At 58.6% G+C, this 24147-nt stretch carries 21 protein-coding genes and 2 pseudogenes; 6 read left to right on the top strand and 17 right to left on the bottom strand.

Going from position 1 to position 24147, the window contains the following annotated elements:
- Positions 1-118: 118 nt before the first annotated feature.
- From ACYZUC_RS05140 to ACYZUC_RS05130, 3 genes are all read right to left on the bottom strand, one after another.
- Entirely contained in the window at positions 119-1420 is a 1302-nt protein-coding gene (locus ACYZUC_RS05140; protein WP_461994046.1) for an NAD(P)/FAD-dependent oxidoreductase, read from the bottom strand.
- Positions 1417-2505: a polyamine ABC transporter substrate-binding protein gene (locus ACYZUC_RS05135; RefSeq protein ID WP_008026423.1), complete on the bottom strand. Its 1089-nt coding sequence runs from the start codon at positions 2503-2505 to the stop codon at positions 1417-1419. Before ACYZUC_RS05135 ends, ACYZUC_RS05140 begins: the two co-directional genes overlap by 4 nt.
- 187 nt (positions 2506-2692) lie before the next feature.
- The gene (locus ACYZUC_RS05130) at positions 2693-4051 is read right to left on the bottom strand and encodes a glutamine synthetase family protein (RefSeq protein WP_008026421.1); all 1359 of its coding nucleotides are present in this window, start codon (positions 4049-4051) and stop codon (positions 2693-2695) included.
- A gap of 161 nt (positions 4052-4212) precedes the next feature.
- Here ACYZUC_RS05130 and ACYZUC_RS05125 point away from each other — a divergent pair, with 161 nt between their 5' ends.
- The gene (locus ACYZUC_RS05125; RefSeq protein ID WP_461994044.1) at positions 4213-5133 is read left to right on the top strand and encodes a helix-turn-helix domain-containing protein; all 921 of its coding nucleotides are present in this window, start codon (positions 4213-4215) and stop codon (positions 5131-5133) included.
- Between the two features lie 12 nt (positions 5134-5145).
- Here ACYZUC_RS05125 and ACYZUC_RS05120 read toward each other — a convergent pair whose 3' ends face one another.
- The 6 genes from ACYZUC_RS05120 to ACYZUC_RS05095 all read right to left on the bottom strand — a co-directional run bounded on the left by ACYZUC_RS05120 (position 5146) and on the right by ACYZUC_RS05095 (position 10362).
- Positions 5146-6066, bottom strand: a complete 921-nt coding sequence (locus ACYZUC_RS05120) for a MurR/RpiR family transcriptional regulator (RefSeq protein ID WP_008041565.1) — start codon at positions 6064-6066, stop codon at positions 5146-5148.
- A 120-nt stretch (positions 6067-6186) separates the two neighbouring features.
- Entirely contained in the window at positions 6187-6951 is a 765-nt protein-coding gene (locus tag ACYZUC_RS05115) for an ABC transporter ATP-binding protein (RefSeq protein WP_008026415.1), read from the bottom strand.
- Between the two features lie 18 nt (positions 6952-6969).
- A complete protein-coding gene (locus ACYZUC_RS05110) occupies positions 6970-8082 on the bottom strand; it encodes a succinylglutamate desuccinylase/aspartoacylase family protein (RefSeq protein WP_461994041.1) in 1113 nt (370 codons plus the stop codon).
- Between the two features lie 9 nt (positions 8083-8091).
- Positions 8092-8790, bottom strand: coding sequence for an ABC transporter permease (locus tag ACYZUC_RS05105; RefSeq protein ID WP_008026413.1), 699 nt, complete (start codon positions 8788-8790; stop codon positions 8092-8094).
- A gap of 13 nt (positions 8791-8803) precedes the next feature.
- On the bottom strand, positions 8804-9493 hold the full coding sequence (locus tag ACYZUC_RS05100; protein WP_461994039.1) for an ABC transporter permease: 690 nt from the start codon (positions 9491-9493) through the stop codon (positions 8804-8806).
- 92 nt (positions 9494-9585) lie between these two features.
- The gene (locus ACYZUC_RS05095; RefSeq protein WP_008026411.1) at positions 9586-10362 is read right to left on the bottom strand and encodes an ABC transporter substrate-binding protein; all 777 of its coding nucleotides are present in this window, start codon (positions 10360-10362) and stop codon (positions 9586-9588) included.
- A gap of 275 nt (positions 10363-10637) precedes the next feature.
- On the opposite strand from ACYZUC_RS05095, the gene ACYZUC_RS05090 reads away from it, so the two are divergent.
- Positions 10638-11090 carry a hypothetical protein gene (locus ACYZUC_RS05090; RefSeq protein ID WP_461994038.1) on the top strand — a complete coding sequence of 151 codons (453 nt, stop codon included), beginning with the start codon at positions 10638-10640 and terminating at the stop codon, positions 11088-11090.
- Here ACYZUC_RS05090 and ACYZUC_RS05085 read toward each other — a convergent pair.
- From ACYZUC_RS05085 to ACYZUC_RS05075, 3 genes are read right to left on the bottom strand one after another with little or no spacing between them, the layout of a single operon-like run.
- Positions 11075-12100, bottom strand: a complete 1026-nt coding sequence (locus tag ACYZUC_RS05085; protein WP_461994037.1) for a DUF2955 domain-containing protein — start codon at positions 12098-12100, stop codon at positions 11075-11077. The two genes, ACYZUC_RS05090 and ACYZUC_RS05085, sit on opposite strands and share 16 nt — an antisense overlap.
- Positions 12090-13229, bottom strand: a complete 1140-nt coding sequence (locus tag ACYZUC_RS05080; RefSeq protein ID WP_461994036.1) for an HlyD family secretion protein — start codon at positions 13227-13229, stop codon at positions 12090-12092. Before ACYZUC_RS05080 ends, ACYZUC_RS05085 begins: the two co-directional genes overlap by 11 nt.
- Positions 13226-14743, bottom strand: a complete 1518-nt coding sequence (locus ACYZUC_RS05075) for an efflux transporter outer membrane subunit (protein WP_461994035.1) — start codon at positions 14741-14743, stop codon at positions 13226-13228. The genes ACYZUC_RS05080 and ACYZUC_RS05075 overlap by 4 nt, the downstream gene beginning before the upstream one ends.
- A gap of 105 nt (positions 14744-14848) precedes the next feature.
- Here ACYZUC_RS05075 and ACYZUC_RS05070 point away from each other — a divergent pair, with 105 nt between their 5' ends.
- A complete protein-coding gene (locus tag ACYZUC_RS05070) occupies positions 14849-15355 on the top strand; it encodes a transporter suffix domain-containing protein (protein WP_461994034.1) in 507 nt (168 codons plus the stop codon).
- Positions 15356-15423: 68 nt separating this feature from the next.
- The gene (locus tag ACYZUC_RS05065; RefSeq protein WP_461994033.1) at positions 15424-15924 is read left to right on the top strand and encodes a cupin domain-containing protein; all 501 of its coding nucleotides are present in this window, start codon (positions 15424-15426) and stop codon (positions 15922-15924) included.
- A gap of 111 nt (positions 15925-16035) precedes the next feature.
- Here the strand turns inward: ACYZUC_RS05065 and ACYZUC_RS05060 are convergent, their stop codons facing one another.
- A complete protein-coding gene (locus ACYZUC_RS05060; RefSeq protein WP_461994032.1) occupies positions 16036-16647 on the bottom strand; it encodes a dTMP kinase in 612 nt (203 codons plus the stop codon).
- A 513-nt stretch (positions 16648-17160) separates the two neighbouring features.
- On the opposite strand from ACYZUC_RS05060, the gene ACYZUC_RS05055 reads away from it, so the two are divergent.
- Both ACYZUC_RS05055 and ACYZUC_RS05050 read left to right on the top strand, forming a co-directional pair.
- Positions 17161-18531 (top strand): hypothetical protein, encoded by a 1371-nt coding sequence (locus ACYZUC_RS05055; protein ID WP_461994031.1) that lies wholly within the window; start codon positions 17161-17163, stop codon positions 18529-18531.
- Positions 18532-18697: 166 nt separating this feature from the next.
- Complete coding sequence (locus ACYZUC_RS05050; protein ID WP_461994030.1) at positions 18698-19564, top strand: patatin-like phospholipase family protein; 867 nt, start codon at positions 18698-18700, stop codon at positions 19562-19564.
- Positions 19565-19637: 73 nt separating this feature from the next.
- Here ACYZUC_RS05050 and ACYZUC_RS05045 read toward each other — a convergent pair.
- From ACYZUC_RS05045 to ACYZUC_RS05030, 4 genes and pseudogenes are all read right to left on the bottom strand, one after another.
- Positions 19638-20153 (bottom strand): annotated as a pseudogene (locus tag ACYZUC_RS05045) (methyl-accepting chemotaxis protein); the annotation flags it as partial.
- 342 nt (positions 20154-20495) lie between these two features.
- Positions 20496-21266 (bottom strand): annotated as a pseudogene (locus ACYZUC_RS05040) (cache domain-containing protein); the annotation flags it as partial.
- A 125-nt stretch (positions 21267-21391) separates the two neighbouring features.
- Positions 21392-22645: an OprD family porin gene (locus ACYZUC_RS05035; RefSeq protein WP_461994028.1), complete on the bottom strand. Its 1254-nt coding sequence runs from the start codon at positions 22643-22645 to the stop codon at positions 21392-21394.
- 91 nt (positions 22646-22736) lie between these two features.
- Positions 22737-24041: a CitMHS family transporter gene (locus ACYZUC_RS05030; protein ID WP_008041516.1), complete on the bottom strand. Its 1305-nt coding sequence runs from the start codon at positions 24039-24041 to the stop codon at positions 22737-22739.
- Positions 24042-24147 lie beyond the last annotated feature (106 nt).

Genomic DNA, 24147 nt, shown 5'->3' with positions numbered 1-24147 from the left:
TGGTGTTTGCCCGGTGGATCGGCTGGGTAGGGCCATTGTAGGAGCCGGCTTGCTGGCGATTGGGCTTTGAGGCTGGCGGTTGTGTTGAGGGCGCCATCGCCAGCAAGGGGAGTGTGTTTTAGCCGAGGATTTCGCGCAGGCGATACCAGAACATGCCGAGGGCCAGCAGCGGTGAACGCAGCTTCGGGCCGCCGGGGAAGGTCATGTGGGGCACGGCGCTGAATACGTCAAAGCCTTGGCTGTGCCCGGCATGAATCGCTTCGCCCAGCAGTTTCGCGCACCAGTGGGTCACGTTCAGGCCGTGACCGGAATAACCCTGTGCGTAGAACACGTTCGGATGCTGGCTCAAGCGACCGACCTGGGGGAAGCGATTGGCGGTGATACCAATCTTGCCGCCCCATTGATAATCAATGCGCACATCGGCCAGTTGCGGGAACACCTTGAGCATTTGCGGGCGCATGTAGGCGGCGATGTCTGCCGGATCACGCCCGGAATAATGGCAGGCTCCGCCGAACAGCAAACGCCGGTCCGCCGAGAGCCGGTAGTAATCCAGGCCGACCTTCTGGTCGCACAGCGCCAGGTTCTGCGGGATCAACTGCGTTGCGACGTCAGGCGCCAACGGCTCGGTGGCGATGATGTAGCTACCCGCCGGAAGCACCTTGCCGCTAAGCTTCGGTTCGAGTTCGTCCAGATGCGCGTTACAGGCCAGCACCAAACTGCCGGCGCGCACCGTGCCACCGGCACAACGCACCTGCACGGTATTGCCATGAATCAACTCCAGCACCGGGCTCTGTTCGAAGATCTGCACCCCAAGCGATCGCGCAAGTCGCGCCTCACCGAGCACCAGATTGAGCGGGTGCAAATGCCCCGAACCCATGTCCACAAGGCCACCGGCATACACGCCTGAATTCACCACCTGCTCACGGATCTGCTCCGGCCCGACCAAGCGCGTTTCATGGGCGTAACCCGACTCGACAAGCCCTTCCTGCTCAGCCTTGAACGCCGCGAACTGTGCCTTGGTGTTGGCCAGCTCGCAAAAACCCCAGCGCAAATCGCAATCGATGCCGTGCTCGCGGATGCGCTTGCCCACCAGCTCGACCGATTCGGTCCCCGCGCGTTCCAGGTAACGCACGCCTTCAACGCCGACATGCCGGGCGAAACCGCTGACGTCATGCCCGATGCCGCGGATCAACTGACCACCGTTGCGCCCGCTGGCGCCCCAGCCGATCCGCCGGGCTTCCAGCAAAATCACCGAGAGCCCGCGCTGAGCCAGTTCGATGGCCGTGTTGACCCCGGTAAACCCGCCGCCGATCACACAGACATCGGCGACAAGATCCTCTTGCAGCGCAGGGAAGGGCGCCAGCGTATGGGCCGATGCTGCGTAATAGGAACGCGCATGTTCGTGGTTGTACTGATTCATTTGTTGGACTTCACTTTGCTCCAGGAACGTGTCATCAACCGCATGATCGCCTGTGGCGGGGTGGTCGAGATGTAGAGCTTGTCGAGCACTTCCTGAGGCGGGTAGACCTCGGGATTGTTCACCAACTCAGGGTCCATGAATTGCTTGGCGGCCGGGTTGGGGTTGGCGTAACCGACCGAGGCGCTGACCTTGGCGATCACTTGTGGGTCGAGCAGATAGTTGATGAAGGCGTGCGCCTCCTTTGTATTACTGGCGTCGGCAGGAATCGCCAGCAAATCGAACCACAGGTTGCTGCCTTCCTTCGGAATCGCGTAGGCGATGTTCACGCCGTTCTTGGCTTCCTTGGCGCGGTTGGCGGCCTGGAACACGTCGCCGGAATAACCGAACGCCACGCAGATGTCGCCGTTGGCCAGGTCCGACACGTACTTGGATGAGTGGAAGTAAGTGATGTAAGGCCGGATGCTCAGCAGCTTGGCTTCGGCCTTCTTGTAGTCCTCGGGATTTTCGCTGCGCGGGTCCATGCCCATGTAGTTGAGGATCGCGGGGAAGACTTCATCCGCCGAGTCCATCATCGACACGCCACACTGGCTGAGCTTCTTGATATTTTCCGGTTCGAACAGCACGGCCCAGGAGTCGATGTGATCGATGCCCAGCACTTGCTTGACCTTGTCGACGTTGTAGCCGATGCCATTGGTGCCCCACAGGTAAGGCACCGAATGCTCGTTACCCGGATCGTTTTTCTCCAGTAGCGCCAGCAGTTTCGGGTCAAGGTTCTTGAAGTTCGGCAGCTGTGCGCGATCCAGCTTGAGGAACGCGCCGGCCTTCACCTGGCGCGCGAGGAAGTGGTTGGACGGCACCACCACGTCATACCCGGTACGACCGGCGAGCAGTTTGCCCTCCAGGGTTTCGTTGGAATCGAAAACGTCGTAGATCACCTTGATTCCGGATTTGGCCTGGAAGTCGGCGAGGGTGGTTTCGCCGATGTAATCGGTCCAGTTGTAGACGCTGACCTGTGGTTGAGCCTGGGCAACGGCGCTGAACAGCAGGGCCAGCGCGACCGGGACCACGGATTTCAATAGACGCATATCGACACCTCTTGGAGTTATTGGGGTTTTTCCTGAACGTTCCTGTCCCTCTGTAGGAGCCGGCTTGCTGCGGGCGGCGTTCCGGCGATGGCGGCGCATCAAGCAACATTGATGACGCCTGACACAACGCTATCGCCAGCAAGCTGGCTCCTACAGGGGCAGCGTGATCTCATATGACGTGTGGTTTTCAGACACTAAGAAGCAAGAATTCCCGCTCCCACGAGCTGATCACCCGCTTGAAGTTCTCGTGTTCGGCACGCTTGACCGCGACATAACCGCGGACAAACTTGCTGCCCAGATAACGCTCGATGGTTTCGCATTCTTCCATCTGCGTCAGCGCGTCCTCGATGGTGATCGGCAGGCGCAGGTTGCGGCGCTCGTAGGCCCGGCCCTGTACCGCAGCGCTCGGCTCGATGCGTTCGACCATGCCGAGGTAACCGCACAGCAGGCTGGCGGCGATGGCCAGATACGGGTTGGCATCCGCGCCGGGCAAACGGTTTTCCACGCGCATCGCCTCAGGACTGGAGGTCGGCACACGCAGGCCCACGGTGCGGTTTTCTTCGCCCCACTCGACGTTCACCGGTGCCGAGGTGTCCGGCAGGAAACGGCGGAACGAGTTCACGTTGGGCGCAAACATCGGCAGCACTTTGGGGATGTATTTCTGCAGGCCGCCGATGTAATGCAGGAACAGCTCGCTCATCTGCCCGTCGGCATTGGCGAAGATCGGCTGGCCGGTGGCGATGTCCACCACACTCTGGTGGATGTGCATGGCGCTGCCCGGCTCGTCGCCAATCGGCTTGGCCATGAACGTCGCCGCGACATTGTGCTTGAGCGCTGCCTCGCGCATGGTGCGTTTGAACACGGTGATCTGGTCGGCCAGATCCAGCGCGTCGCCATGACGGAAGTTGATTTCCATCTGCGCCGGGCCGTCTTCGTGGATCAGCGTGTCGAGGTCCAGGCCTTGCAATTCGCACCAGTCGTAGACGTCTTCAAACAGCGGGTCGAATTCGTTGGCGGCGTCGATGGAAAACGACTGACGCCCACTTTCCGCACGGCCCGAACGGCCCATCGGCGCTTTGAGCGGCAAGTCCGGGTCTTCGCAGCGCTGGGTCAGGTAAAACTCCATTTCCGGCGCGACAATCGGCTTCCAGCCTTTGTCGGTGTACAACTGCAGGACTTTCTTCAGCACGTTGCGCGGCGACAGTTCGATCGGGTTGCCGAACTTGTCGAAGGTGTCGTGGATCACGATCGCGGTGGGCTCGATGGCCCATGGGATCACGTACACCGCATCGGAAACCGGCTTGCACACCATGTCGATGTCGGCCGGGTCGAGCAGGTCGTAGTAGATGTCGTCGTCGACAAAGTCCCCGGTTACCGTTTGCAACAGCACACTTTCCGGCAGGCGCATGCCTCGCTCATGCAGGAACTTGTTGGTGGGCGCAATTTTGCCGCGTGCAATGCCGGTCAGGTCGCTGACGACACACTCGACTTCGGTAATCTTGTGATCTTTCAGCCACGTGAGCAGCTGATCGAAAGGGACATTCATAAAGACCTCGTTATTGGTTTTATTAACGCCGGGGAGGGTGGTTTCATCCGCCACACACTTCCCCTGGGACGCGTTGACGACTATCTTGGGCGAGCCTTGACGTTCCATCTATCCACTTTCAGCAGCACCAAAACGCACCAAACGAGTGCGTAAGGTCACCCATGACAGCGTGCAATCCATTACAGGTCCAAGCGTTCAACACCGCCGATGTCGCCGAGCAAATCCGCGCCACACCCGGTTGGGTCCAGCATTACCAGCAGATGTCGCCGGGGCATTTCGCCGGGCGGGTGCGTTACCTCGACCTGCAGGGCGTAGAGATTTACGAAGAACACATGAACACCCGGGTCGAGCAGAATTTCAGCGCGCCCGAGGGTTCACTGGCGTTCTGTTTCGATCGCAGTGACAACGCGCTGTACGTGCTGAATGAAGAAAGCCGCAACATCTGGATCACGCCGGAGAACTACCAGGAAATCGCCGTGGTGTTCGGGCCGGAGTTCGTTCAGCGCCACGGTCTGAATGTCGCCAGGCTCGAAGGGCTGTTTATGGCGCCGCTGAATTCGGGGCAGAACGCGCTGTTCAGCCGCTGGCTGAGCGGGACTCTGACCCGGTTGGCGCAAACCCTCGATCCGCCGAGCAAAGAGGCCTTGACCCAGCAGTTGCTGGAAGACTGTCTGTACATCCTCGACAACGCCTCGGTCTGCCTGGATCGCGGCGGTTTGCAGCGCCGCGCTGAAGAGCGGGCGGTGATGAAGCGCATTGGTGAATGGGCGGCCGATTCCCCGGAAGAAACCCTGAACCTGCTGGAGCTTTCCCGGGTTGCCGGGGTTTCATTGCGTCAGTTGCAGCACGCGTTCAAGGCTTACACCGGCATGACGCCGACCCATTGGCTGCGTCTGCGCCGACTCAACAGCGCCCACCGCGAACTGCTGAATCGCTCGCCCTTGGAAACCACTGTGGCCGAAGTGGCGATGCAGTGGTCGTTCTGGCATCTGGGGCGGTTTTCCAGCAGCTACCGAGCGTTGTTCAAAGAGCTTCCCAGTCAGACCCTCGCGCGTAAAACCGGCCGGGCATCAAGCCGCTGAGCCGATCACTGCTCAGCGTGGCTTGGTTGCTTTGGGCGATTTAGTGCTGCCGGGGATGTGCAGGTAAGCCATGACGCTTTCGGTCAACTCGGTCGCCAGTTTGACGGCTTCCTTGTTGCGCGCCATCACCCCTGCGACCAACCCTTCGATCAAGGCAAGTACAGCGATGTTGGAACTGGTCATGACCGGGTGATCGGCCGGGGCGAACAGAACGTGATCGGCAACGCTGGTCAGCGGCGATGCCGGCGAATCGGTGATTGCCAGCACCTTGGCCCCGCGTTCATGGGCGAAACGGGCGAGTTGCAGGGTGTCGAGTGAGTAACGCGGCAGGGCAATTGCCAGCAAGACGTCCTGGTCGGTAATCGCGGCCAGACGGTAAGCGGCGTTTTCGTTACCACCCTCCATGCTGATAGCGGTGGCGTCCGCACAGAACGGCATCAGCGTCGAGGCGGCGAGGCCGGCAAAGTAGACACTGTTGCCAAACCCCAGAATGTAGATTTTGCGTGCGTTGATCAGGCTGGTGACGAACGCTTCAAACGTGTCTTCATGGTTGTTGGTTGCCGCCGTCGCCAGGTTACTGGTGGCGCTCTGGATTTGTTCCTGCAGCCCAAACGCGCCGTCGGGGCGATGCGCCAGTTCGTTGCGCAGCTTGTCGACGGGCGAGACCATTTGCTGCAACGTCGCCACCAGCTCGGCCTTCATGCCGGTGTAGCCGCCGAGGTTCAGGGCTTTGGCCAGGCGGTTTACCGCTGCGGGTGAGGTGGACGTGACGTGAGCCATCTCTTCAATGGTCAGCGTCGCCGCCTTCAGCGGGTGGCGCAGAATGAAGTCGGCCACCTTGCGCAGTGACGGCGGCAATTCGGAAACGGTTTCCGCCAGTTTGCGCATGACCGGCGCGGCATAGACCGTGGTGTCTTTCGATGGGGTCGGCATATCCGGCTCAACATTTCCTGAGAATTAGAGAAGGCCTGGCATGAGGTTGGCGCGAGTGTATCCGAAGCCGACCCTCGGCGTGCAGCGCAAGGGCGAGGGTCGGTGACGCAAACGCGCGGATTACTTCAAGCTGCCGGCCAAAAACTGTTGCAGCCGTTCGGACTGTGGTTTTACCAGCACCTCACGTGGGTCACCGCGCTCTTCGACCAAGCCCTTATGCAGGAACACCAGTTGATTGGAGACTTCCCGGGCAAACCCCATTTCGTGGGTCACCACCACCATGGTGCGGCCTTCCTGTGCGAGGTCCTGCATGACCTTCAGCACTTCGCCGACCAACTCGGGGTCGAGTGCCGACGTCGGTTCATCGAACAGCATCACTTCCGGTTCCATGGCCAACGCACGTGCGATCGCCACGCGCTGCTGCTCGCCACCCGACATATGCGCCGGCCACGCGTTCATGCGGTGCGCCACGCCGACTTTGTTCAAGTAATGCTCGGCCTTTTCCCGCGCTTCTTTCTTGCCCAGCCCCTGGACATGCACCGGGGCTTCCATGACGTTTTCAAGGGCACTCATGTGCGACCAGAGATTGAAGTGCTGAAACACCATCGACAGTCGCGAACGCATGCGCTGCAACTGCCGGGGTTCGGCAGCCTTCAGGCCGCCGAGTTTGTTGTTCACCAGTTTGAGCTGCTCGCCATTGAGCACGATATTGCCCGCGTTCGGCTGTTCCAGCAGATTGATGCAGCGCAGGAAGGTGCTTTTGCCTGAGCCGCTGGAACCGATGATGCTTATGACGTCGCCCGCTTTCGCTTCCAGGGATACGCCCTTGAGCACTTCGTGGGTGCCGTAGCTTTTGTGCAGGTTCTGGATTTCAAGTTTGTACATTCTGTTCACTCTCTGGTGTCAGTCGCTGAGTAAGCGGCCCTGGCGAATCAGGCGGGTGCCGGCGACTTTGGCCAGCCACAAACCGGGTTGGGCAAAACGCAGACGCTCGCGGGCATAAAGAATGCCGTCGGTGCTCGCGCGCACGATGCTGTGGCGATCGTTCAGCGGATCAAGCACTTCAAACAGCGGATCGCCAACCTTGACCCGGGCGCCCAGCGGTTGCAGGAAACTCACCACACCGGGGTGCGGCGCGTAGGCGTATTGCGTCCCGGCGAATGGCGTTGCTTCACAAGCGGATATCGGGGCCTGAGGCCAGTCACCGCTGATCAGGCCTTGTTCGGCGAGATAGCCGAGAATGGCCTCGGCGCTGTCGACACATTGCTCGCGCTCGGTGTCGGCCATGCCACGCAATTCGATGGTTGTAGCCACGCACGCCATGGGGATAGCCGCTTCGGGAAACAGCTCGGCCAGGCGTAACCAAGGAATCGCACAGGCTTCATCGAAAGCGCTGCCGCCAGCATCTTCGGCCAGCAGGGCGGCACCGGCGCCCAGGCGTGCGGCCAATGAGCGCAAGCGTGGCCAGTGTTGCGGCATGGCATAAAGCAGCATGATCGACTCGAAGTCGCAGTGCAGGTCCAGCACCACGTCGGCGTCACACGCATGCTGCAACAGCAAGCGACGCAGGCCATCGAGTTCCGAAGTGGCTGGCGGTATGTCGGCGAGGACATCGGCCATGGCGCGACGGATCAGCGCGGTGTTGACGTCGGCGTCGTCACCCAGTTGGCCTTTCACCAATGCGGCCACGGCTTCGGTCAACTCGGGGAAATCACGATTGAAATTCTTGCCGCTGGAGAACTCGAAGCGACCTTGATGGGTCGCCTGGAACATCTGGGCGATGCCGATGGGGTTGGACATCGGCACCAACTCGACGACACCGTTCAGGCGACCTTGCTCTTCCAGCACTCGCAGGCGACGTTTGAGTTCCACCGCCACGCGCATCCCCGGCAACTCGTCGGCATGCAGGGAAGCCTGGATGTATGCCTTGCGCGGCCCGCTGCCAAAGCGAAACAGTGACAGGCGCCGCTCGGTGCCCGAAGCACTCCACGGCAACAGGTATTCAATGTGCTCCATAACAGCTCCTTAATGCTTGCGCGGTGCCAGGTAGGCCAGCCAGCGGCGCTCGGCCAACTTGAACAGACGAACCAGGATGAAGGTCAGGGCCAGGTAGATAAGACCGGCAGTGATGAACGCCTCGAACGGCAGGTAGAACCGCGAACTGACTGTTCGCGCGGCCCCGGTGATATCCACCAGCGTGACGATCGACGCCAGGCTGGTGGTTTGCAGCATCATCAGCACTTCGTTGCTGTACTGCGGCAGCGCCCGGCGCAAGGCCGACGGCAGCAGAATGCGGCGGTACAAGGTCACGCGCGACATGCCCATGGCTTTGGCCGCTTCGATCTCGCCGTGAGCCGTGGCCTTCAAACTGCCGGCCAGTAACTCTGCGCTGTAGGCACTGGTGTTGATCGCGAAGGCCAGGCAGGCGCAAAAGGTGGCACTGGACAGGTAGGGCCAGAGCGCGCTTTGGCGTACCGACTCGAATTGCGCCAGGCCGTAATAGATCAGGAACAACTGCACCAGCATGGGTGTGCCGCGGATCACGTAGGTGTAAAGCCAGGCCGGAAAGTTGATCAGCGGTGATCGAGACACGCGCATCAGCGCCAGCGGAACGGCCAGGACCAGGCCGAATGCCAGGGAAATCAGCAGTACTTTCAGCGTCACCAGAATGCCGTTGAAATACAGCGGCAGGTTTTCCCAGATCAGGTTGTAGTCGAGCATCATTGGTTGCTCCCCATCACAATTCGGCGGCTTTGATGCCGACCGAGTAGTGTTTTTCCAGATAGCGCAGTACCAGCAATGACAGGCTGGTCAGCATCAGATAGAGCGCCGCCACCGCGAGGAAAAAGGTAAACGGCTCGTGGGTGGCGTCCGCAGCGTTCTTGGCTTTGAACATCATGTCCTGCAAGCCGATGACCGAGATCAGCGCGGTGGATTTGGTCAGCACCAACCAGTTGTTGGTGAAGCCGGGAAGGGCGAAACGAATCATCTGCGGCACCAGAATTCGCCAGAACACCTGCGCGCCGCTCATGCCATAAGCGGCACCTGCCTCGGCCTGGCCTTTAGGGATCGCCATAAACGCGCCGCGAAAGGTCTCCGACAGGTAGGCACCAAAAATGAAACCCATGGTGCAGACACCGGCGATAAAGGGATTGATATCGATGTAGCGGGTGTAACCGAGCGCAAGCGCGATGCGGTTCACCAGATCCTGGCCGCCGTAGAAAATCAGCAGGATCAACACCAGGTCGGGAATGCCCCGAATCAGGGTGGTATAACTTTCGCCCAGCATCGCCAGCCATTTCAGTGGCGACAAACGAAAGGCTGCTCCCAGCAGACCCAATGCTATCGCCATGGCCATGGAAGTCAGGGCCAGGTTAACGGTCAGCCAGGCGCCATCGAGAATGCTCGATCCGTAGCCGTGAAGCATGATGAAGTTCCTCAAGCGAGCGCGGTGAGGCGCGCAAACAAGCCCAAAGCGACGCCTGCCCGGGGGCCGGCGCCAGAGTGGCGGGTGAAGGCTTATTCGCCGTAGATATCGAACGCGAAGTACTTGCTCATCACTTGCTGGTACTTGCCATTTTCGCGGATGGCGTCAATGGCGGCACTCAGGCGGGCAACGTTGGCACTGTCACCTTTACGCACCGCGATCCCGGCGCCCCGGCCGAAATATTTCGGGTCGTTGATGTCCGGCCCCACCAGGGCGAAATCCTTGCCCGCCGCGGTTTTGATAAAGCTTTCGTTGGTGTTGACGATGTCGGCCAGCGTCGCGTCCAGACGGCCCGACGCCAGGTCGAGGAACGCCTCATTCTGCGAGGAATAACGCACCACCTCGATCCCGCGTTCCGCCAGCTGTTCGGTGGCGAAACGGTCGTAAGTCGAGGCACGTTGCACGCCGACTTTCTTGCCTTTGAGATCAATCAGCGGGTCGTTGATCACGTTGCCGGCCTTCATCGCGAACTTGCCCGGCGTGTGGTAGTACTTTTTGCTGAAGTCGACCGACTTCATCCGGTCCTCGGTAATCGACATCGACGACAGCACGGCATCGATCTTGCGCACTTTGAGTGACGGGATCATGCCGTCGAACTCCTGGATGACCCACTCGCATTTGATCTTCATTTCTTCGCACAGGGCATTGCCGATGTCGTAGTCGAAACCGCTGACGTTGCCCTCCGGTGTCTTGAAGGAGAAGGGTGGGTAAGCGGCTTCGATACCGATACGCAGGCTGTCTTCGTCGGCATGCGCCAGGAAGCTTGTTGCGCACAGTGCCATGGCGCCTAGAAGTGCTCTTTTGTTCATTTTGTTGACTCCTTGAAGGGGCGTTTGGGTGGTCCGGGTAGAAGCCGTCCGATCTGGCGATGTCGCAGTCCCTGAAATGTGTGCGGCTATAATTGACACGTTTTATTTCATAATGCAACTGTGTGAAAATAAACGTATCAATACGAGGCGCACAAATTCTCGACGTGCATGACCCAAAACCGGTGTGTCGTGAGGGCCGTCAGTCACCGGTCGGAGGAGGGGGAGCGGGGGTGATCTACACTCTTGATGGCTGAGAAAAATGCCAGGAGGTTTTCATGAACAGGTTGTCTTGCATTGGCCTGTGTCTCGCGCTGTCGGTTGTCGCTACTCAGAGTCGGGCCGAAACGGTTGTGCCGATGAAGGGGCAGAACTCGCAACAGACACAGCTGGACATCGATGAATGCCACAACGTGGCCGCCGGCCAGAGTTCATCTACGCCGCCAGCATCCGGTGGCCGCCTGAAAGGTGCGGCGGTCGGTGCCGCTGCAGGAGCCGCTGGAGCTCAGGTTCGCGGGCGCCAGCACGACGAGTTTTATGACCGCGTCGATGACGATGTAAAGCAGGATTATCGGCAGAATCGAGCCAAAGAAACGGCAGCGGCAGGCGCGGTGGTCGGTGGCTCGCGTCAACGCCAAGAGCGCCGGGCGCAGCAGAAAACCGCCGCTTCGACCAGCTCGACGGCCTATACCAGCTGCCTGCAAGGAAAGGGGTATCAGGTCAATCCCTGAGCGTGTTTTGGCGGTCGCTGATCCAGCAGATACACCATCAGGCAGGCATACAGCGTCACCAGAATGAACAGTCCCATGCGCACGGCGAACGCGGTGTAGACGTCCTTGCCTGCAAGACTGTCCTGCACCGACTGGCCCAGCAGAATGATCATCGTGATCAGGCTGTTGAGCCAGAACCCCGGGCTTAAACGTGTCGGGCTCAGTGCGTAGAGCTTGCGCGCAATGATCAGACCGAACAGCAGCATCCACAGAAAAAACATCCAGAGGTGCACAAACAGGCTGAGTGCGCTCCAGAACAGCACCGCCAGCACACCGGCGAGCAGGGTCGAACCGACCAGTTCGCGACCGGCGTTGCGGGCCGTGCTGGAACTTTGCTGACCCAGGCCGACCGCCTTCAGGATGATCGGCAGATAGCTTGCCGGATCGATCAATGCCAGCAAAAACGCCGGCAGCACAATCAGGGTTGCACGCAACGCTACCCGACTGACTTCTTCGGCCGGCATCGGCGGCGCGACCGGTGGCGACGGCGCGTTGGCAGGTTCAGGAAACAGCCAATGACTCAGCCCGACCACCATCACGGCCAGTAGTAATCCTTTGACCAGCGCCCCGATGACCGTCGCCGCGAGGTCGAACTCGGCGACGCCGGCCGAGGAAATCATGGTCAGGCCGATTACCAGGAATGTGACGATCAAATTGTTGCCGCCGCGCAGTCCAAAACGAAACACCAGAAACAGGCACACGCCGATCAACAGCACGCCGCTGACCGGGTAATAACGCAGGATCGGAATCAACAACAGGCCGATGCCGGTGGTCAACATTGCGATCAGCGCGAGCGCCAGTCCAGCCTTCAGCGGCAGCGGACGATTGACGCTGGCGAGCAGCAACAGCGCCAGCACCGGAGCGATAAACGGAATCGGCAATCCCAAACCGAAACTGGCCGCCAGACACATCGCGGTGCCGGTCGCCAGGCGCAATGCGCGCTGCTCCCGGGGGGTGCGCTCAGTAGGCATACGACAGCCAGCTCATCAGGCCCACGAACAAACGGCCAAGTGGATTCAACGGATTGCCCTCGGTGGGGAACGCCATGACTTCAGCCTGACCGCCGGTACGAATGGCGCGACTGTCTTGCAGTTTGGCCATCGAGTCTTTGGAAAATTCGATGATCACTGGAAAGCGTTGGGCCGGGCGCAGCCAGTCGCGGCTGTTCTGCACAGTGGGCAATGTGCCGGGCGGCGGCGTCTGACCGACACTGACGCCGTAACCGACACTGCGCACGCGCCCGTCGAATACCTCGCCCGGCAGCGCATCCAGAACGATTGCCACCGGCGTATCGACCCTGACCTGCCCGAGGTTGTTTTCGGTCATGTCCGCGCTGATCCAGACATCGTGGATCGCGATCAGCGTCATCACCGGACTGCCTACGGCGGCGAACTGCCCGGCGTCAGTGCGCAGGTCGGTGATCAAACCGGCCGAACGCGCACGAATCTGCGTATTGGCCAGATCCAGTTCGGCTTTCGACAACGCGGTGGCGGCACTGCGCAGCAAGGCGTTCTCTTCCTCGCTGCCACCTTCCTGCTCACGCGCGCGCTGGACTTCGGCACGCGCAGCGGCGACCTGGCTGACCGCTTGTTCGCGGTTGGCCCGAGACACTTCGAGCAGGCGCACGGAAATGGTCCCGGGGTCGTCGCGGTACAAATCTTCAAGGCGCTGATTGTCTTGGCGAGCCTTGAGCTCGTTGGCTTGCGCGGCGCGCAGATTGGCCTGGGCCGAGGCAATGCCGGCGGTACTGGCGCCGATCTGGCGACGTGTCGACTCAAGGTCTGCGCGCGCACGGTCGACGGCAATCTGATACGGCTGGGGATCGACCTCGAACAACACGTCTCCCGCCTTCACGTCCTGATTGTTGCGCACGTTGACGCGAATGACCCGACCGGCCACTTCCGCGGCCACCGGAATGACAAAGGCACCCACGCGAGCCTGTTGCGTGTAAGGCGTGTATCGGTCGGCCAACAGATACCAGGCCAAGCTCAGGACGATCAACAGCAGCACCCACTTGAGCCCTTTTTTCGCCGGGTCGGCAGGCGGTTCCGGCGCCTTGGAGGAGGGCGCCTCAGGGGAGGGTTGCGCGACATCACTCATGGTCCGTTACCTTTTTTGGCGGCTGCGGGCTCATCCAGTAAATCGCCCCAGTCCGTGCGTTTTTTCATGTCCTGGCGGGTGGCCGGATCAACGATCGGCTGGTCGCTGTACCAACCGCCGCCCAGCGCCTTATACAGCGCGATCACATTGCTCACGGCATTGCTGCGACTGACCAGGTAATTATCCTGTTGCTCCAGCAATGCGCGTTGCGCGTCCAGCACCCGCTGGAAATCCGAATAACCTTCGCGGTACTGAGCGCTGGCCAGCACCAACGAACGCTTGGCGGCGACTTCAGCCTCACGCAGGATGCTTTCGCGCTCCAGGGATTTGATCAGCCCATAGGCGGCGTCATCTGCCTCGCGAGCCGCCTGGCGAACCTTGTCGCGGTAAGCCTCGATCAACTGCTGCAACCGCGCATCCTGCACGCGCACGTTGTTGCTGATCTGGCCATGGTCGAACAGGTTCCAGCGCAGGCTGGGGCCACCGATCAGGTCCAGGCTTCTCGAGGTGCCATTGAGCGTGTCGGCCGACCAGACGATGCTGCCCAATAAGGTCAGCGACGGGTAGAAATCGCTTTCGGCCACACCGATCAAGGCCGACTGGGCCGCGACATTCAGTTCAGCGGCACGCACATCGGGGCGGCGCAGCAGCAGATTGGCCGGGACGTCCTGCAGCACGGCGCGGTCAACCAGCGGAATCAGTCCTTCATTGTCGATGAGTTGCGGTAGCGCACCGGGCGGCTGGCCAATCAACACCGCCAACGCATTGCGCGTGCGCAGCAACTGATCCTCGAAGCTGGGGATGGTGCTCAGGGTGCCCAGGTATTGGGTTCTGGCTTGCTGCAAGTCGAGTTCGGCTTGTTGGCCGCTGTTGAACAGCTTTTCGGTGATCTCGAAGTTACGCTTTTGCTGTTTGGCGTTTTCCCTTGCGACCCGCAGGCGTGCCTCGGTGGTGCGCAGCGAGAAGTAGGTGTCCGCCAGCTGCGCGCGCAGCAGCACGAGCACGTCTTCATAGTTGGCCTGAGCGGCGAAGTAACTGGCATCGGCCGACTCGATGGCTCGGCTGAAACGCCCCCAGAAGTCCAGCTCCCAGCCAATGTCGAACCCGGCACTGTGCTGCCAGAAATGACTGTCCTGAGGATTGTTCCCGCCGGATTGTCGGCGGTTGATGTACAGGCTGTCGGCGCTGGCTTGCTGCAGTTGCGGATAGCGTCCGCTCTGGGCAATCCCCAGTTGGGCACGAGCCTCCATGACCCGCAGACCGGCGATTTTCAGATCCGAATTGTTCATATCCGCTTCGGCAATCAGACGATCGAGGACGGGATCGCCGAAGACTTGCCACCACTGACGCAAATCCGGGTTCAGGCTGCGTTGACTTGATTGCTCAAGGGCAGGGGAGCTCCAGCGCTCGATCCACGTGGGCTTCGGCGACTGAAAATCCGGCCCCAGGCGTACGCAGCCACTCAAGCCGAGCACACCCAGCAGCAACAGTTGTCCCGATCGCGTCAGATGCATGCGTGTTTTCCAGTCAAGGAAGTTCACAGGAGCATAGACGTCCAAATGATCAACTGACTGCTAAGCTGTTCAAACGTCTTGACCCTTTTAACAGGTACGACAGCCATGAATGCACCTCATACCGCTGGTTGGCGATTCAAACTAGGCATCGCGATTCTTTGTCTGATGCTCGGCTCCTGGCTGTTGGTGCCGATCATGGCGGCAGCCGGCCTGCCGGGTTCCAGGATCGCCGCGCTGACTGGCGTCCTGTTTATCAGTAACAAAGTGCTGTTGATTATCGTCATTGCTGTCATGGGCAAGGCGGGGTTTCAGCAGCTTAAAAGCACTGTATTTGGCTACATGTCTAAACTGGCACCTGCAACCGACACCGAAGTTGGGCCGTGGCGTCATGGGATCGGTGTGGTGATGTTTTGCCTGCCGCTGATTTCGGCATTTCTGGAGCCCTACGTAGATAGTATCTGGCCTGGACTCAGGCCAAACATCTGGCAGCTTCAGGCGTTGGGCGACTTGATGTTGATCGGCAGCTTTTTTGTACTGGGGGGAAACTTCTGGGAAAAAGTGCGTGCGTTGTTCATTCGAACAGCGCGAGTGGTGAACACCAGTGCGGTGTGATTATTGATTAACTTAACTAAAGGGCTATTTAGTATAGCTATTTGCCATCATGGCGTTCGGAGCAGCAATTGCAGCTAAACAGTGAAGCACTCGTGACCGCGCTTAACCTTGAACCGCATGTCGAGGGTGGCTACTACCGAAGAACCTATCAGGCTGATCAACAGCCTTTGGTCGAGACGATTGGTGGTCCACGTTACACGATGAGCTCCATCTATTACCTGTTGACCACAGATTCGCCCATCGGCCAGTTTCACCTGAACCGATCCGACATCATGCATTACTACCACTTGGGCGACGCCATTGAGTACAGCCTGATTTTCCCGGACGGCACATTAAAAACTGTCGTGATGGGCAGCGACGTTATAGCCGGAGAATGTTTACAGCTGCATGTACCGGGCGGCATCTGGAAAGCTTCGCGGTTGATGAAGGGATCGGCGGGATTCGGTTTGATCAGTGAAGCGGTAACACCAGAGTTTCATTTTGCGGACATGGAAATGGGCGACAGGAAAAAGCTCAGTGAAGAATTTCCAGAGCATGGAGGGTTGATTGAGCAACTGACGAGAGATTGAGGATCGAGGGGGGAATCAGTGCTTCAAAATCTGCGTGCAACCGGGCTGATCTCGAAACATATTGTTACGTGTAATGTATATTATGTTAAATGATGTATTACGCTATACGTGTCACCCAGCGACTTTATAGATCTCAGCAATCACCTGCATCGCTGCGTCTTCGATCGTGCCTTCATTACGGCACAACACCCAGCCGTGATCCGCAACCGCTTGCTCGAACATCTCGGTACACGCGACATGTTCTGAGTGCTTCCGGATCACAGTGCCGCCCAGTCCTCGCGATCGTGCCGTTGCTCTTGCCCATGAAATATCCGGCGCGGTGACGACTCCGACATGCAGATCCGGCACTCGCACGTTTCGCTCCAGGTTCAACTGGAGGATCTCTGCAAACGGTATGGTTTGTCGAAACGCGGCATCAGACGGATACCAGCGATCAATCAAGATAATGCTGCCCAACGGCTGCTTAGTCAGCACGTTCCGGGAAATCCAGCTACGACTATCAGCAAAGCGCTCACACACAGCCCATTCCAGATCCCGTGAGGAATTTCTGGCAAGTTCATTAACAAGGGCCATGGTTTCCCCCCTGTACGGATCGCTTTTTCTCTCGCAAAGTCGGATAACTTTCTTGTTGTCAGCCCTCAGCGCTGCCGTTACGGCCTCCAACAGCGTGGTTTTGCCGGTGCCTTTGGGCCCATCCAGAGAAACAAAAAGCGGAGGATTCATTTTTCACACAGCGATTGAGGCGATGATGACCACTTTAACTGCATTTCTGGAATTCAATTAGCTCACCCCTGCCCTTTACCTACACTTTCTTCCCGACGATGTTCACCCAGTCTCTCGACTGCCTTGGTTTGAAGGCCTGTTCTCCGGGTTCGTGCGCTTCGACGGCCATAAAGCAATTGTCGAAACCAATGCCGTGATTGTTGCCAAAAAAAGGCACACCGCCACATTCGCTTCTACTCTTCGGGCTACCCTGTTGAAGATTGAATGAGCAAGCAAGATGCAAGCAAGATGGCGAGGCCAGTCCAAATGTCCTGGACCGGTACGCACTTCGCGGTTTAGGTGCATAGATTACTAAAGGAGATGAGCATGGCTCGGTTCAGGCAGGCAGTCATTCTGATACATGGAGTTGGCGAACAGAGACCAATGGAAACGCTGCGAGGCTTCGTCGATTCCACGCTCCATTCTCCACTTGATCAGGCCACCCCGCCCACGCAGCAAACGCGAGCGTGGACCATGCCCAAGTTTTACAGCAGGCCCGACCTTCTCGCGGATAATCTTGAGCTTCGGCGGCTAGTCAGCTCCGGGTCAAAGATTGATCGGACGGATTTTTACGAGTTTTACTGGGCCCATCTGATGCCCACCTCCACGTGGAGTCGTTTGGTGAGCTGGTTCTGGATATTGATGTGGCGCCGCGGGCAGGACGTGCCGAAGCCGCTGAAGCCGCTCTGGGTAATTAGTTGGGTAGTTGCTATAGCTGTGTTTTTCTCTGGTTCAAGCGAAACGATACGGCTCCTCTTTGGCAGCAACGTTGAGTCTCATACCGCCTGGACAGTGCCCTGGTTGGTTATCCTCGTTGGTACGGGCATCTCGCTACTCGTGCGCAGCTATGCCGGGGACGCGGCTGTGTACCTTAGCCCCAGACCAGAGAACATTGAGGCCCGGCAAAAAATACGTGCAGCGGGGTTAGCCTTGCTGGACAAGCTCGCGAAGAGCAAACGATATGATCGGATCATCGTCGTGGGCCATAGCCTTGGAAGCGTGATTGGCTATGACATTTTGACCTTTGCCTGGCAACGCCATATGAACGGCGTTCGTACAGGCATCAACGAAAAATGGAAGCTGGGCGAATTTCCCCCTAGAGCAAGAGATGCTATCCAGAAGGCCGAACAACTGGCGATGGAGATCGCGAAAAAGAAAAATCCGACGGTCGAAGAAATGAAAAAGCACGCGGAAGAATGGCAGGCGGAGACCCGCGCTGTGGATCTCGAACAGAGGTCGAACGACGCTGGCTGGCTGGTCACAGACTTCGTTACGCTCGGCTGCCCACTCACCTATAGCAGCATGCTGCTTGCGAAGGACGTAAAGGACTTCCATCAGCGAGCCGAAGAGCGCGAATTACCGCTTTGCCCGCCGGTTTTGGAGAATGATCAGTATTTTTCGTTCGATCATAGGAACAAAGAAGACCAGACGCTGCAAAAGGATGTGACCGTACTCAACGACGCTGCGGTATTCGCTGTCGTTGCCTGGACTAACCTTTATTTCCCCAGCCGATATGTTTTCAAGGGGGATATCATCGGTGGACCGATCGCGCCGCTCATGCCCGGTGTTCGTGACTTGATTGTGAAAACCCACAAGTGGTCCGGTTGGATCTCGCATACCAATTACTGGGAGTTCAACGAGCTGGACAAAGATCAGTCGATCGCTCCACTGGATCAACTAAGGGCAGCTCTCGATCTCAACAGGAACCATGCAATACCTGGAGCGCAGAAGGCACCGAAGGCTGCTTCTACGACCGCCCAGCCTACCAATGCGGCTCCAGCCGGAAGCGCCGCACCCGCCCCGCCAAAAGTTGGAGCGCAGGAACTCAACAAAAACGCAGACTGAGAGCACCGTCTGCGCCAGATACTTGCGGACACCCGCGCCAATTCAAACATCCCTCAAACGGCTTACACGGGCTCGCACCGCTTCAATCATGTGGCGAGCCCCCCGTAAGTAACGCCGACCCGTCAGCTACACTCATTCGATACATCTCCGCACAGAGACTTCGACCATGGTCACCAAAACCGCAATCGTATTCGCTGGCGGCGGCAGTTTGGGTGCGGTGCAGGTGGGAATGTTGCGGGCCCTGGTCGAGGCCAATGTTCGATTCGACATGGTCGTCGGCGCGTCGGTAGGCGCTATCAACGGTGCCTACTTTGCCGCAAGGCCTGATTCCGAGGGTGTCGAGGCGCTCGCCGGATTCTGGCGTGGGCTGAGTAAAGCTGACATCTTTCCCCTCTCCTGGATCGACACCTGCAAAGGACTGATCAAGCGGCGTGGTTTTTTATTGCAGCCGGCGGCGTTACACCGATTGCTGGGGCAGGCACTTCCCATACATCGCATTGAAGAAGCGACGCTGCCCCTGTACATCGTCACCACCGACCTGCTCAGTGGTGCCGAGACGGTTCTGTCCAGTGGCAACCTTGAGCAGGCGTTACTGGCCAGCGCTGCCATCCCGCTGGTGTTTCCGTGCGTGCAAATCGCCGATCAGTTTCTGGTTGATGGCGGCGTGGCGAGCAATACACCTATTGCGACGGCCGTAGCCTTGGGAGCCACCAACGTCGTGGTCATCCCCACCGGCGTGAGTTGCGCCCTGACACAACCGCCCCGGGGCCTGGTCGCCTTGGCCCTGCACACCGTCAACCTGATGAGCATGCGTCAACTGGTGAGCGACATCGAACACTTCCGCGCTGTCACCAGCTTGCACATCGTCCCGCCCTTGTGTCCTGTGGATGTCTCGGTGTTCAACTTTGACCAGACCGAGTCTTTGCTGCAGCGTGCCTATGTGCAGACCCTCCGGTGGCTGGAACGTGGGGGGCTCGAGCGCACCAAAGTACCGGGTGCACTGACCCTCCATTCACATGCCCATGAGCATTGAGTGATGTAAATGACCTGTAAAAGGGCCCCTGCCCCGTCTAACCGCCCTGCTCCCGCTCGTCTGCAACACGGCATCAAATTTTGAATTGCCCCAGCAAGCTTTGAAGACGATTGCCGATCATATACAGCTCATCGACGGTCTTGACCCCGCTCTTGGTCTGGGTGGCAACGGAATCAATGGCGCGCGCGATCTGATGCACCCCGCGGTTGATTTCTTCAGCCACTGAGGTCTGCTCCTCCGCAGCGCTCGCGATTTGTGCGTTCATCGCGTTGATGGTCGCGATCAGTTCGACAGTGTTGCCCAGGAACTCACCCGCCTGATCGGCCTGAGCGTTAGCGCCTTGAGCAGCTTTGGTGGATTGATGCATCGCACTGACCACGCCATCAGTCGTGCCCTTGAGACGCTCAACCATCGCCTGGATTTCCTGGGTGCTGCGCTGAGTACGACTGGCCAACGCGCGCACTTCATCGGCAACCACCGCAAACCCTCGCCCGGCAGCGCCGGCACGAGCGGCTTCGATAGCCGCATTGAGTGCCAGGAGATTGGTCTGCTCGGCAATCGAGCGGATCACATCCAGCACGGTGACGATAGAAGCCACATCGTTTTGCAGGCTCTTCATGGAGAAACCACTCTCATCAAGCTCCACGGTCAGTGCCTGAATTCGAGTCATGCTGCCATTGACGATTTGCCTCGCGTGCCGGGACTGTCTGTCAGTTTCGACGGCAGCGTCGGCAGCGTTTTGTGCGCTGACCGATACTTCTTGTGCCGCCGATGACATCTCATTTATCGCCGCGGCCACCTGGTCGGTTTCCTGGCGCTGCTTATCCATGGCACGGTCAATATGTCTGCTCTGCTCGGCCACATGGCTCACAGATCCATTCAACTGCTCGCTCATGGCGACGATCTGGCTGACGAGGCTGTGAATCTGATCGATAAACGCATTGAACGAACCGGCAAGTTGCCCCAGCTCATCTCGACTGACCACCGGTAGACGCCGCGTCAGATCCCCCTCGCCCGCAGCGATTTCATCAAGGTGTGCCCGGATCAGGGTCAAGGGACGCAAGCTGCGCTTGACCAGCAGTAAAGCCAACACACCGATAATGCCGACCAGCACACAAGCAATGATGGCGATGCTGTACATCAAACTGTGCACCCGCGCATCAACATCAGCCCGCACCTTGGCGACCTGAACGTCAATACTGTCCAGATTGATCGCCGTGACCACGACCATGTCCCACTTGGGCAAATAAAAACTGTACGCGAGCTTCGCCACCACCTTATCGGTGTTGACCAGCCCACCTGAATAGGTGACGAAGTGAGTCTCATTTTTTGCCGCAGCGACCATTTCACGGTTCAGGTATTTCCCGTTGATGTCTTTGCGATCACTCATGTTGGTGCCGACGCCTTCGCTGCTGTCACCGCGAAACAGGCGTACAACCTGGCTGTCATAACCGATGAAATAGCCGTCATCGCCATACTTCATTTTCGACAAGCGGCTGATCGCCAAGGCTCGGCTGGACGGGTCCCCGGCAGCAGCCCGATCATAAAGTTCGGCTATGGAAGTGCGAGCAATGCTCGCGTAATCCTTGAGCCGAGTGCGGCTCTCTTCAAGCAGTCGCTCGCGGGTCTGAGCGACTTCTTGCTCGGCCTGGGACTGCAAAGTGCTGCGGGTGCTCAAACCTGAAATCAGGGCAAACAGCATTACCGGAAACAAGGTCAGCAACAGTATTTTGGTTTTAAACGACATCGTTGAAATCCTTCACCCAATCCTGTGAGGCCGAGGCTTAAAAGGCGGCCTGCGAATATCGCGAGGCCGCGATCAGGGAATCACCAGAGCGCGATGTCGTAGGTAAAGTAGATCCGGTTGCTGTCTCGGCCGCGGGAATAATCAGAGCGATAAACATAGTTACGCAACCGCACACCCAAGCCTTTGAAGGTGCCTTGTTGCACGACATAAGCCAGTTCGGCGTCACGTTCCCACTCTTTTACCGTGGTGTTGGACTTACCGTCGTTGCCGCTCAGATAGCGAGTAGAGAAAGTCAGGCCCGGCACGCCAACGGCGGCAAAGTTATAGCCGTAATTAAGCATCCAGGTTTTTTCATCCTCCTCGATGAACTTGCCTATCCCGGCGTTGCTGAACGAATAAACCGTTGCGCCACTGATAAAGGGCAATCCTGCATCACCACTGAGGGTCTGATAGCCGCCGCCGAATGTATGGCCGGAAATGGCGTAGGACAGTTGCCCGCTCAGCATGTTGTTGTCGATCTTGCCACCGTAGGCCGAGCCGGTATCGACACTGTTGAAGTAGCGCAAGTCACTGGTCAGCACGCCGCCGCCCAAGGGTAGATCGTGCTGGATACCTGCAAAATTCTGACGGTAAAAGTTTTCCAGTTCGCCGTAGAAGTAACTTAAACGAACGTTTTTCCCCAGCTTGTATTCGGCCCCTGCATAGCTGAAGTCCCCCGATTTATCTCCGCCGTAACCGTCGGGCACAATCGGCATGCTGTCGGTGGAATCGCGCAGTTTGAATCGATCCAGGTAGCCACCGGTGAGGGTGAGGTTTTCGATGTCGACGCTACTGATCTGTGTGCCTTGGTACGTTTGCGGCAACAGACGCGCATCGTTATAGATCAGCACCGGAGTCTTGGGTAACAAGGTGCCGTATTTGACTGTGGTCTTGGCCAGTTGGGCCTTGGCAGTCATACCCAGGCTTGCAAATTCGTCAGCCGCGCGACCGTCATCATGGACGGGCAGCAGGCCCGTACCGCTGCGGCCACGGCCGGAGTCGAGCTTGACCCCGACCAGGCCAAGCGCATCAACACCAAACCCGAGGGTGCCGGGGGTAAATCCCGACTGGTAATCCAACAGGAATCCCTGGGCCCATTCGGTTCGTTCGCTCTTCGCCGTCCTTGCCGACTTGGCACTCAAGCCATGCTCGTCGCGGAAATTTTCATTGAAATAGACGTTGCGCAATTGCAGCTTGAGCTTGCTGTCATCGATAAATCCTTCTGCGCTGGCACTGGCCAGCGGCAACAAACCAAGAAGTGAAAACAGCGCCCGGTGGGTATGCAAAGTGGTCATGGCAAACTACTCATTGTTGTTATTTGGAGTGCAGGACAGCGCGCGCCTCGTTGGCGAGGCGCCTTGGGAGAAAACAGGTGACTTGGGTGAATCAGGTGAAGAGACTGATCGCCCCGGTCAACAGGGCTAGCGCGGTGATGACCAGTGAAGTGAGCACCGCCCATTTGACGGTGGCTTTCTGGAAGTCGCCGATATCACGATCGACCATCCCCACCAGCAACAGGGTTGAGGCGACCAGCGGACTCATCAGGTGTACTGGCTGCCCGAGAATCGACGCCCGGGCGATTTCCACCGGGTCAATGCCATACGCCGCAGCGGCATTCGCCAGAATGGGCACCACGCCGAAGTAATAAGCATCGTTGGACAGGACGAATGTCAGTGGCATGCTGGTAATCGCCACCACTAGCGGGAACAGATGCCCCCAAGACGGCGGAATCCAGTCAACCAGGGTTTGCGCCAGAGAATCGACCATCTTGGTGCCGGAGAAAATCCCGGCAAAGATGCCGGCGGCAAACACCAACAGTACGACGGTCATGGCGTTGCCCGAATGGGCGAGGATGCGTTCCTTCTGAATATCCAGTTGCGGATAGTTGATCATCAGCGCCAGTACGAAGCCGATCAGGAACAGGATCGCGGAATGCATGATCCCCATCACCAGTGCAACCATCACCGCGATCACCAACAGCAGATTGACGTAGGCCAGTTTCGGTCGCTTGTGTGGCGTGTCTTCAAGAATCGCCTTGATGTAGCAATCTCCCCCGCCGCTTTCCAACTGGATATTGCCGATCCGTTTGCGCTCGGCACGGCCCAGCAGAAACGCGGTGAACACCACCCACATGGCGCCGCCAATCATGGTCGGCAGCAACGGCACGAAGTATTCACCGGCATCCAGGCCCAGCGCCGCGATCGCTCGGGTCGCCGGCCCTCCCCAAGGGGTCATGCCACTCATGATGCTCAGAGAAAGCATGGCAATGGTCGCCAGAATCATCGGGTTCATCCCGATACGTTTGTACAGGGGAAGCATTGCCGCACAGGTGATCATGTAGGTGGTGGTGCCATCACCGTCCAGGGCCACCAACAGCGACAGCAATGCTGTGCCGACAGCGATTTTCATCGGGTCGCCGTTGACGCGTTTGAGGATCTTGCGAATCAGCGGGTCGAACAGGCCGGCGTCGATCATCAAGCCGAAAAACAAGATCGCGAACAGCAGGAGCGCGGCCGAAGGCGCGACCATTTTCAAGCCGTCGAGCATCATCTTGCCGGTAGTGCCACCGAAACCGCCAATGACGGCAAACACTATCGGCACCACCGTCAGCGCGACAATCGGCGATAACCGTTTGGTCATTATCAGGACGGTGAAGACCACCACCATGGCCAAGCCAAGCAATGCGAGCATAGGTCAGTTCTCTTGTTCTTATGAGTAGCGTGGCCGACGCACAGGCGCGCGACCCCGTCCCCGCCAGACGGCACGATCAACGGTGCCTGGCGGGAGTTATTCATTG

Source organism: Pseudomonas sp. GT1P32 (genome assembly GCF_054897805.1).
Note: the sequence above shows the minus strand (reverse complement) of the source record. Positions and strands in the feature narration are given on the sequence as shown.